At 39.5% G+C, this 9324-nt stretch carries 10 protein-coding genes and 1 other RNA gene; 2 read left to right on the top strand and 9 right to left on the bottom strand.

The genetic code is table 11. From position 1 onward, the window contains the following. Positions 1-59 precede the first annotated feature (59 nt). The 9 genes from LKO26_RS02245 to LKO26_RS02205 form a co-directional block, all read right to left on the bottom strand. Positions 60-275 (bottom strand): hypothetical protein, encoded by a 216-nt coding sequence (locus LKO26_RS02245; protein ID WP_227586197.1) that lies wholly within the window; start codon positions 273-275, stop codon positions 60-62. Between the two features lie 241 nt (positions 276-516). Then, entirely contained in the window at positions 517-1146 is a 630-nt protein-coding gene (locus LKO26_RS02240) for a hypothetical protein (RefSeq protein ID WP_227586196.1), read from the bottom strand. Between the two features lie 15 nt (positions 1147-1161). After that, positions 1162-1398, bottom strand: coding sequence for a hypothetical protein (locus tag LKO26_RS02235; protein WP_227586195.1), 237 nt, complete (start codon positions 1396-1398; stop codon positions 1162-1164). Continuing rightward, positions 1395-1640 (bottom strand): hypothetical protein, encoded by a 246-nt coding sequence (locus LKO26_RS02230; protein ID WP_227586194.1) that lies wholly within the window; start codon positions 1638-1640, stop codon positions 1395-1397. Before LKO26_RS02230 ends, LKO26_RS02235 begins: the two co-directional genes overlap by 4 nt. Before the next feature lie 22 nt (positions 1641-1662). Further along, the gene (locus LKO26_RS02225) at positions 1663-1839 is read right to left on the bottom strand and encodes a hypothetical protein (RefSeq protein WP_227586193.1); all 177 of its coding nucleotides are present in this window, start codon (positions 1837-1839) and stop codon (positions 1663-1665) included. A 32-nt stretch (positions 1840-1871) separates the two neighbouring features. After that, complete coding sequence (locus tag LKO26_RS02220; protein WP_227586192.1) at positions 1872-2330, bottom strand: hypothetical protein; 459 nt, start codon at positions 2328-2330, stop codon at positions 1872-1874. Between the two features lie 354 nt (positions 2331-2684). Beyond that, on the bottom strand, positions 2685-3275 hold the full coding sequence (locus LKO26_RS02215; RefSeq protein WP_227586191.1) for a hypothetical protein: 591 nt from the start codon (positions 3273-3275) through the stop codon (positions 2685-2687). A 403-nt stretch (positions 3276-3678) separates the two neighbouring features. Continuing rightward, positions 3679-4079, bottom strand: a transfer-messenger RNA (tmRNA) gene (ssrA, locus tag LKO26_RS02210). Between the two features lie 119 nt (positions 4080-4198). After that, positions 4199-7894: a choice-of-anchor L domain-containing protein gene (locus tag LKO26_RS02205; RefSeq protein WP_227586190.1), complete on the bottom strand. Its 3696-nt coding sequence runs from the start codon at positions 7892-7894 to the stop codon at positions 4199-4201. Between the two features lie 228 nt (positions 7895-8122). Between LKO26_RS02205 and rpsU the strand changes: the two genes are divergently transcribed. Next, positions 8123-8320 (top strand): 30S ribosomal protein S21, encoded by a 198-nt coding sequence (rpsU, locus tag LKO26_RS02200; RefSeq protein WP_227586189.1) that lies wholly within the window; start codon positions 8123-8125, stop codon positions 8318-8320. A 78-nt stretch (positions 8321-8398) separates the two neighbouring features. Then, positions 8399-9277 (top strand): tyrosine-type recombinase/integrase, encoded by an 879-nt coding sequence (locus LKO26_RS02195; RefSeq protein WP_227586188.1) that lies wholly within the window; start codon positions 8399-8401, stop codon positions 9275-9277. Positions 9278-9324: the final 47 nt, after the last annotated feature.

Genomic DNA, 9324 nt, shown 5'->3' with positions numbered 1-9324 from the left:
TTGACGCAAAGTCGGGAGACTTTTTGCAGAGAATAAACAAAGCTCCGAAGTCAGAAGACTTAGGAGAGGAAGCAGCGACAAAATAGAAATCCAGCGGGGGTTTTAAAGGTAGAACTTGCTCCTGTTCCTTTTATTCCAAATTTATTATCGGCAGTTTGCGAAAACGTTTTATCTTTTTCTAAAAAGAAAAAAGACTCCGCAGCCCATTCCGCACGAACATTTCTACCCGTAGAGTCAGAGGAAGTTGCCAAAGCATTTGAAGGAACCGTCGGCATAGAACTTGTGTTTTTGTTTCTTTAAAGTTAACGCATTTTCTTTATCAATTAGTGTGTAAACCAGTTAATATTTTGTTAATTTTCTTGATAATTAAACTTAACACTGATGGATAGTAATTCAACAACTCCTGTCTTTATAAATCCTAATACATCCGGAATATCGTTTTCCGAAACCACTGAGGAAAGCCGTGGATAATATCGGTTGGTGGGTGTTGGCGAGGTGGGCATATTGTTGTTTTTTTTATTCGTTTTTATTTAAACTTTTAAACTCTTCCCAAAGTTCATTCACTTTTTCTTGATTAGGGATTCCGGCACTTCCAATAAGTTTGCATTTTGAGTCAATGTAAGCCAAAAAATCATCTTCTATAGAAGGTAACTTTAGATTCATGCTACTGCTTCTCATGGTAATATTTGATACATTTATCCCTTCATATCTATGTATACAATCGTTTCTAAACAATTTTATAAGCCCATAATATGGATTCGAAATATTACCATCTAATGTCAACTCGTTTTTGTAAACCTCCCAATAAATAAATAAATAAATAAAAAAACCATTGAAATACCTCCCACTCAATAAATTAGTCTGATAATTTTCATACAGGTAATTTCGAAAATCCATGTACGGAAGTATTTCAGACCTTAAATTATTATTAAAATCTAAAATTAAATTATTATACTCTAAGTTTAATGATAAACCAAAAGTTTGATATTCATTAAAAAGTAAAATTTTATAATCTTTTAGTTTGGATATATAATCTTTAAACAATAATATACTTGATACATAATTGTTATGATTTTCGGAAAAAATATTTTTTTCGTTTAATAACAGCTTTTTAATTTCATTATCTACTTTTTCTTTCTTTTTCATAATTTCTATCATTATCTATAATTTATAAAAGTTTACAAACCAATCAACAATTTCATCTAAATTGGTTAAATTATCATTAGGAATTGGGGGCTGATGAAGTCTTTCTAAAGAAGCATAAAGATTATTAAGTGTTGGTGCTATATCATGAGCTCCAAAGTTATGAGGTTGTAAAGCGGCAAATGAATCTAGTGACCTATAGTTAACACCATATTCATCAATCAATCTGCTTTCAATATATTCATGTGCAATCAAATTCTTAAATTTTTGCTTCTTACATAATCTTGTAATTCTTGCTGATTATCATTATCTCCAAAATCTAAGACGATACAATATTGTCCGGCAAGAAAAAGCATTTCTGCGAGAGCTTTAGGAAAAGAATTTCCTGAAAAATATAAGTTCTCAAGTTGCTGAATTTCATTTAAGCTTAAAGGTTCATTGGAAAAAGAGCCTTTCACGGGATTTTCTTGCAATTTTGTTAAATATGTTATATTCATATTTTTATTGTATAAAAGTTAATTAGTCCGCAATAGAGAAGCAATCTGCACATCTGGGCATAATTACTTTACTATCATTAGGTTGAACAACAACATTTCTGTTATAACCTAATAAGGAGTTTTCAATCCAATCATTAAATATTTCTTCATCTATAACTCCATTTCCAAATTCATTTTCGTAAATAATAGTGGTGCTCATTTCAAATTAGTTTAATTAATATCTATTTTCAACTAAAAAGGATTAAAGCCTTGTTTTATTTCATCTATTGAACTTTTGATATAATGAGACAGTTTTTCGTTCATAAGATTTGTGATGAACTGAACATCGTCCCTGAGTGGTAAATATGCAGATCTTACCACAGGATCATCCCCTTCGTCCAGATAGACAAATAAAAATTGTTCTCCCGCATTATAAACGTCTATAGCAAAAAATGGACGACTAATACTTCTATTATACTTTTGCAACCATTCTCTTGCCTCATCCTGTAATTCTTCTTGACTATCATAAATATTATAGTCGAGAACATAACAATATTCTCCAGCTAAAAACAGTAACTCTCTCAATGCTTTTGGAAAAATTACACCATTATTGTATTTTGTTTCTAAGTATTGAATTTCAGACAATGGTATAGGTTCAATTGAGAACGTAGCTCCCGATGAACTTTTGGGATTATCTCTTAAATATTGCATGTATTGTATTTCCATATTTACTTACGGTATTAATTTTTTAACATTTTTCATTCCTTTAGCTTCATGATGCGATATAAATTTAAATTCAATTACTTTTCCTTGGGATTTTGCATAGTTCTGTGCAGCCTGCAGATACTTTTGACAACTTTTACAGGTATAAAGTACGGATTCCATTTGTATTTCAAACCTATTTCCTTTATGATAATGCTCAGTGAAAAAATTGTATAAAAATTTGATTTCAGTATCATTAAACCTTTCTTTTCCTTTAATATCTACAGCTTTCACAGCAAAATCAGCAAAATCATCTAAGTTGGTTAAATTATCAAGTTTAAAAATTTAATTCTGAATTGTTTACTACATTTTTTGAAATTCTTCCCATAACCTATTTGTTTCATCTTGGTTAGGAATATCAGAAAATGACTTGTCAATATAGTCTAAAAACTTGTCGTCTAAACTCGGCAAAACATAACCTTCATATTTATTAAAGTTATTGAAAGTAATATGTCCAATGTTGAATTGGTTGGAATAAATAAAAATATTATTTGATCTTTCTAATATTTTTATAACAAAAATATATGGATTAATATTTGATAAATCTCTCAATTCTTTTTCGTTCTTAAAGGTTTCCCATAAAATATACAGATAAACAAAGTAGCGGTCATAAAACCTACCAGTTGGAAAGGTTTCTAACTGTACTGTTGTGAGATCTTTTGAAAAATTATCAAAACTTTTTATCTTATCCATTAAATCTAAATCTGCTAATAAGTTATGGAAATCCTTTCTTTGAATGGGCTCTAAATTTTTCCCTAACTTTTTTTCGCATTTTTCTAAATATGTAAGATAATTTCTAAAAAGTAATATCGCCGAAGACGAGTTGGAAGGTCTTCTGTTAAAACTTTTTTGAAATTTCATCATTTCTTCTAAATATAATTTATTGTTTCGCATTTTTATTATAATTTATAAAATGTAATATACCAATCAATAATTTCTTCTAAAGAATTCCAATTTACTTCACCACTTGCAAGTAAACACATTTGGAAAAAAGGAACTCCGGAAAAAGACAAATACAAAAACCTAAAAAAACAATTCTTTCACAACATATCTGATTGTCACTTCCAGCCAAACCAATGTGAATGTGACCAATCCCGGTTATAAACCCAAACCCAGGGAAGATTCGCCAAAATTCCCGGCGACCTCTACTTCCACTGCCCCTGAAAAACCAGACTCCGAAAGCAAAATTCTGGACGCTTATTTTGTAAACGGCAAAAAAATTACAATATTAGATTGTTAAAGACTTGCAGACCAAACAAAAAAAAACCACCTGATAAACAGGCGGTTATAATTCAATTAGTGGAGTTGGAGGGATTCGAACCCTCGTCCAAACAAGCAATACGCAAGTTTTCTACATGCTTATTTTGTTTTTGGTTTTCGTTGTAAAGCAGAGAACAAACACCCAACTTTGCACTTAGCTTCTTTATTTTTCGTTCCCGGACCAAAGCCTTCCGGAACTTATTTCCGCATTTCCTATGCCCCGTACCCGGACGTAGCAGAACAGAACTTCCGCGGGACATCTTGTTTCCTTACTATACTTCGGGAAAAACGTTAATCTTACTAAACTTCGGATTAAGCAGCAAGAGCATACTCTTCGTTGCCAGTTAAAATTCTGCAGCAAGGGATTAAAGAGATCGCGCTGCGGTTCTCTGCATGCTTACTTACCCATTGATCTTGCTGTCGAAACCAGTCAACCCCAAATTCTTTGATAAGAAGTCTGCAAAGATATGAAAATTTCATTCCAAACCCGCCAGATTTCAGACATAAAAAAAGGCTGCAAAAATATTGCAGCCTGGTATGAGGTATGAACACGTCTTTTATTCCCGGTTCTTCACCAGAATCCAACCTTTACGAATCACCGGCTGATTGGAAATCGGATCCGTCCAGGTCACCTGATACCAATAGGTCGCAGAAGAGACCTGGAAGCTGGTGTAATTACCACTCCAAACGGTTTTAGACGGCGTGGCCCGGAATACTTCCTTGCCGTAGCGGTCATGAATGGTTGCACTGAAATTCTTGTATTTACTCACCCCCGTGAAATCCACATGATCATTGATGCCGTCTCCATTCGGAGTGATGGCGTTACCAATAAAGAATGTAAGATACTCTACGGTGTTGTAGCAGGTCTCTCCTTTTTCTCTTACCGAGATAAAATAAGTCGTGTTCCGCAGAATATTGGCAAAAATATTAGACGATTGCCAGGTCACGCCTCCGTCTATGGAGTACTCCAGATTTGTTCCCGGATTCTGAACTGTGATGGTGAGGGTATTATTTTCGTACAGCACATCGGTTACCAGCGGCACTTCTGTATAAGAAGCATTGGCGGTAAACACCTGCGAACAGACACCATTATTGATGGTCACAGAATAGGTGCCCGGCGTATTCACGGTAATGGTCTGGGTTGTTTCGCCGGTATTCCATACATACGTATAATTGGGTCCGGATCCCGCATCCATTACATTATCCAGTCCTTCACAGAACTGTACATCTGCCAGAGTAGAAACAATAGCAGGCACCACCGTGATGGTAATGGTAGCCGTATTTCCCTGGCAACCATTAGCTCCCACACCGGTTACAGTATAGGTGGTAGTAGCCACAGGAGAAACCACCTGCGTATTGCCGGAGCCCGGAAGTGTATCCCAGGTATAGGTCTGTGCACCTGCAGCGGTCAGTGTGATGGTTTCACCTTCACATATTGTAATTTTTGGTGCCGTAAGGGTAATATTCGGCGGAAGATTATTTTCCACTACTGTCACAGTCTGTTGCTGACTGCAGTTGTTTCCAAAATTATTGGTAATGGTCAATGTATAATTTCCTCCTTCATTAACTACCGGAGTCAGGGTATTTGCACCGTTTACAATATTACCGCCCGCAGAGGCTGTCCACTGGATGGTTGCTCCGGCCTGGAAAACAGATCCCGAAGCGTTCAGAGTGACTGTGGTATTGGTGCAGGTAATCTGAGCCGGCTGTGCTATATTGATGGTAATGGGTGCATCGACAGTTACCGTCGCACTTGCGGTAAACTGACAACCTGCAGGAGTGGTCACGGTTACCGTATAAGTTCCGGCCGCATTTACAGCAGTACTTTGTGCCGTAGATCCGTTAGACCACAGGAAAGTATAACCACTTCCGGTAACATTAGCCGTCAAAGTTGTATTGGCACCCTGGCAAATGGACAGATTACCGGTAATGGTCACGTTAGGATCCGCATTCTGCACCACATTCACACTCACTGCCTGACTTACACAAGCACCATTGCTTACCGTAAGACTATAAGTTCCCGGGGTAGAAACAGTGATGGACTGCGTGGTAGCACCGGTAGACCATACGTTTCCTGTGGCGTAATTAGAGGTAAGAGTCACCGGAGTCGTACCACAAATCGCAGGTGCAGATTGTGTAATGACCGGATCTGGAATGACCGTTACCGTTAGTTGAAGTTCTACCACGACAAAACAGTTTCCACTGCTGATTCTGACATATACCACGGACGTCGGAGCAGTATGCGCTGCAGGATTGGGAATATTATTCGCATTGCCGGCATTAGCATCTGCAATATTGGTATAATAGGTAAAAGTCACCCCCGGTGTGCTGCTCATCGCAGCTTCTGCAGAGGTAAGATCAAAGGTAAAGTCCGTAGCCGGAGAACATTCTGAAAGCGCAGCATTCTGTCCTGCAGGAACTGCACTTTCGGTAACCGTAACAGATTCTGTAAACGGACATCCTCCCGGCCCGGTGACCGTTACGGTATAAGTTCCGGGGGTAGAAACGACTGTGCTGGCAGTAGCAGCACCATTAGACCATAAGAAGGTATAACCTGTACCTGTGATGGAAGCAGTAAGCGTAGTGGAACCACCGGTACAGAAGAATGTATTTCCGGTGATGGAGATGTTCGGATCCGCATCTCCTGCAATGGTAATGGTGGCAGGAGTACTGGTACAAGTTCCAGCCGCTACCACAAGGGTATAGGTTCCCGGTGTGGTAATGGTAATACTCTGAGTAGTTTCACCGGTAGACCAGGTATTGCCCGATGCCGCACTGGAGGTAAGCGTCACACTTCCTGCACCGCAAATAGCATTGGCCGAAGCGGTAATGACAGGCTGTGCCGGTGACTGGTTAATGGTTAATGTAAGTTGTGCCACCACACTGCACTGACCCAAAGTGACCCGCACATACACGATTCCGCTTCCGGAAGTATGTGCCGCAGGATTGGCGATAGTGTTTGCGTTACCGGCCTGCGCATCTGCCTGATTCAGATAGTATAAAAATGTAGCGCCCGCAGTGGTACTGATGGAAGGCTGTGCACTGGTAAGATTAAAAGTACCGGTGGTTCCGCCGGAACACAAATCAAGTGCCGCATCCTGCACCTGAGGGACAGGCAGCACATTAATGGTAATTTCGGCAGTACCCGGACAGGAGGTGCCGGGAACCAGAACCTGAACAGAATACACCCCGGCCTGAGTAGCTGTATAAGAACTGTTTGTTGCACCGGGGATGGGATTGGCGCCAAGATACCACTGATAAGTAGCACCGGCAATAGGTACTGCCGCATTCAAAACCTGTGATGAGCCCTCACAGATATCCATTGTAGAGGGCAAAGGGTTCCCTGAAGGATCGGTAAGCTGTACCCCGATATTGAACGATCCGGCCTGAAGAAAAACCCCGGTATCATGACTGGTGTCATTATAATCTGCCAGTACCATCTTAAAACGATACGTTTCGCCGGGAATCACCGTAGCGGTAGCGGTAAGCGGTATGGTACGGCCTGCAAAATTGGTCTCTATGTTAGCCGTATTGTTTCCGGCATAGTATTGTGCATTAACTGCCGGGCAAGACGATGAAAGGTAAGGGTGAATATTCGTCACACTCACGGGTCCGGCACCACCGGGCAGCACCGCCATATTCACATAATTCGGGTCTGTTACCCGTTTCAGCAGCAATGCAAAACCATCTGTATAGCTGCAGGCAAAACTGCCTTCATATTCTTCAGAGGCAAAAATATAATTAAAAGTAATTTCACTGGTCACCGGCACAAAATCGAACTGAATATAGGTGGCATCCTCCAGATTTCCTGTAGGAACACCAATAGCGGCAGCCAGGTCTGCATCTCCCGCAGTGCCCAGCACACCGGCCAGCGTGGCGGGAATAAAATTATTTCCAGCAGTGCGGGCAGGTCCGGTCATTAAAACCACGCCGTCAGTAAAAGGAAAATTGGTAGTACCTTTATGAAAATAACCCCAGGATCTGTTCGTATTGGTCACAGAAAGATTCGGGGAGACAATTACATTGCTTACATTGGCAGTACAGTTACCGCCACCGGTAATCAGCACCTGCTCTATCAGCTGCTGAATGGTATAGTTGGTCTGAGGGTATCCGCCAGCATTTACATCTATAAAGTTACCCGCAAGCATGCTTTTGGCACTGGGTGTAGCTGGAACAGCACCGGATCTGGCCTGCTGCCCGAATATGAAATTCAGGGAAAACAGCAAACATATCAGTATTAAAGAATTTTTCATGTATACAATATTATTTAAGTCACAATATGGTAAAGATAAAGGCTTGCTGCCAACTTCAAAAAAGCGTGACCGTGCACCATGAGCAGAAAGAGCGTATAAACCAAATTGTTAACTGTTTTTGAGGTGTTAAAAGTAATAATTATTTTCCTAAACCTTTCTGATTTTATGAAAAATTTGGTCATTATAAAAATTAATTATATTTTTGCAGTCCAAAATGAGATGTAAACTATGTTAATAATTCCAGTAAAAGACGGAGAGTCTATAGACAGAGCACTTAAGAAATACAAAAGAAAATTTGACAAAACGGGAGTTGTAAGAGCTTTAAGAAGCAGACAACAATTCGTAAAACCTTCTGTGATCTCCAGACAGGCTAAGCAAAAAGCAGCTCATAAGCAAAGAGAGGCCAGCAGAGAAGAGCAGGCATAAATTTTCTTTCACGAAATACCATAATCACTTTCCGAATCGTTATATTTGGAAAGTGATTTTTTTGTTTACAACATGACCATGATCAACAAATTCCTGGAACACATAGAACTGGAGAAGCGCTACTCTCCGCACACGGTAACCAGTTACAAAAAAGATCTTCAGGATTTCCGGTTATTTCTTATGGAGACAGAAGGGACAGAAGATCTGACTCTGGCTCACAAAAGAACGGTTCGCAATTTCATGGTTCATCTCAGCGAAAATCACATTGCCAAAAGAAGCATCAACCGTAAGATTTCATCGTTAAGAAGCTTTTATCTGTTCCTCCTGAAAACAAATGTACTACCAACCTCCCCCATGGACAGCATCAAGTCCCTGAAGTTCTATCCGCAAAAGCAAATCGCATTCTCCACAGACGAGATGGAAGCCCTGCAGCACCTGAAAACCTTAAATGAGAACCCGCTCTCCGCACTCATCATAGAGACCTTGTACCAAACGGGGATCAGAAAAGCAGAATTATGCAACCTGCTCACCACACACGTAGACACTGCCGGAAAAGAACTTAAAATAACAGGAAAAGGCAATAAAGAAAGGCTTGTTCCAATTTCAGAAGCACTGGCAGACCGCCTGCAGAATTACAGCAAACTCCGCCGTCCTGCCACCGGAAATGAACAATGGTTTTTCGTGAATAAAAAAGGAGCAAAGTTGGGAGAAAAATTTGTATATTCGGTGGTTAATAAGTATCTTAGTATGGTGAGTACAAAGCAGAAGAAAAGCCCACATATTTTGCGGCACAGCTTTGCGACCCATGTTCTGGAAAACGGCGCAGAAATCTCCAAAGTCAAGGAACTATTAGGCCACTCATCCCTGGCATCTACCCAGGTGTACACGAATGCCAATATTGAAAAACTGAAAGAGGTACTGAACCGTGCCCATCCCAGAGCGATGAAAAAGAACTGACCAGCCAAGGATGACGTTAACCAATGTATAATTTAAAATAATTTATT

It is taken from the genome of Chryseobacterium sp. MFBS3-17, assembly GCF_020687745.1.
In the GTDB taxonomy this organism is placed as follows: Bacteria; Bacteroidota; Bacteroidia; order Flavobacteriales; family Weeksellaceae; genus Marnyiella.
This window is presented reverse-complemented; position numbering and strand designations above follow the sequence as displayed.

Excerpts from the sequence above, each read along its gene's own strand:
- LKO26_RS02240 (WP_227586196.1), bottom strand. The coding sequence starts at position 1,146 with ATGAAAAAGAAAGAAAAAGTAGATAATGAAATTAAAAAGCTGTTATTA.
- LKO26_RS02205 (WP_227586190.1), bottom strand. The coding sequence starts at position 7,894 with ATGAAAAATTCTTTAATACTGATATGTTTGCTGTTTTCCCTGAATTTC.
- LKO26_RS02230 (WP_227586194.1), bottom strand. The coding sequence starts at position 1,640 with ATGAATATAACATATTTAACAAAATTGCAAGAAAATCCCGTGAAAGGC.
- LKO26_RS02220 (WP_227586192.1), bottom strand. The coding sequence starts at position 2,330 with ATGCAATATTTAAGAGATAATCCCAAAAGTTCATCGGGAGCTACGTTC.
- LKO26_RS02245 (WP_227586197.1), bottom strand. The coding sequence starts at position 275 with ATGCCGACGGTTCCTTCAAATGCTTTGGCAACTTCCTCTGACTCTACG.
- LKO26_RS02225 (WP_227586193.1), bottom strand. The coding sequence starts at position 1,839 with ATGAGCACCACTATTATTTACGAAAATGAATTTGGAAATGGAGTTATA.
- LKO26_RS02215 (WP_227586191.1), bottom strand. The coding sequence starts at position 3,275 with ATGCGAAACAATAAATTATATTTAGAAGAAATGATGAAATTTCAAAAA.
- LKO26_RS02195 (WP_227586188.1), top strand. The coding sequence starts at position 8,399 with ATGATCAACAAATTCCTGGAACACATAGAACTGGAGAAGCGCTACTCT.
- rpsU (WP_227586189.1), top strand. The coding sequence starts at position 8,123 with ATGTTAATAATTCCAGTAAAAGACGGAGAGTCTATAGACAGAGCACTT.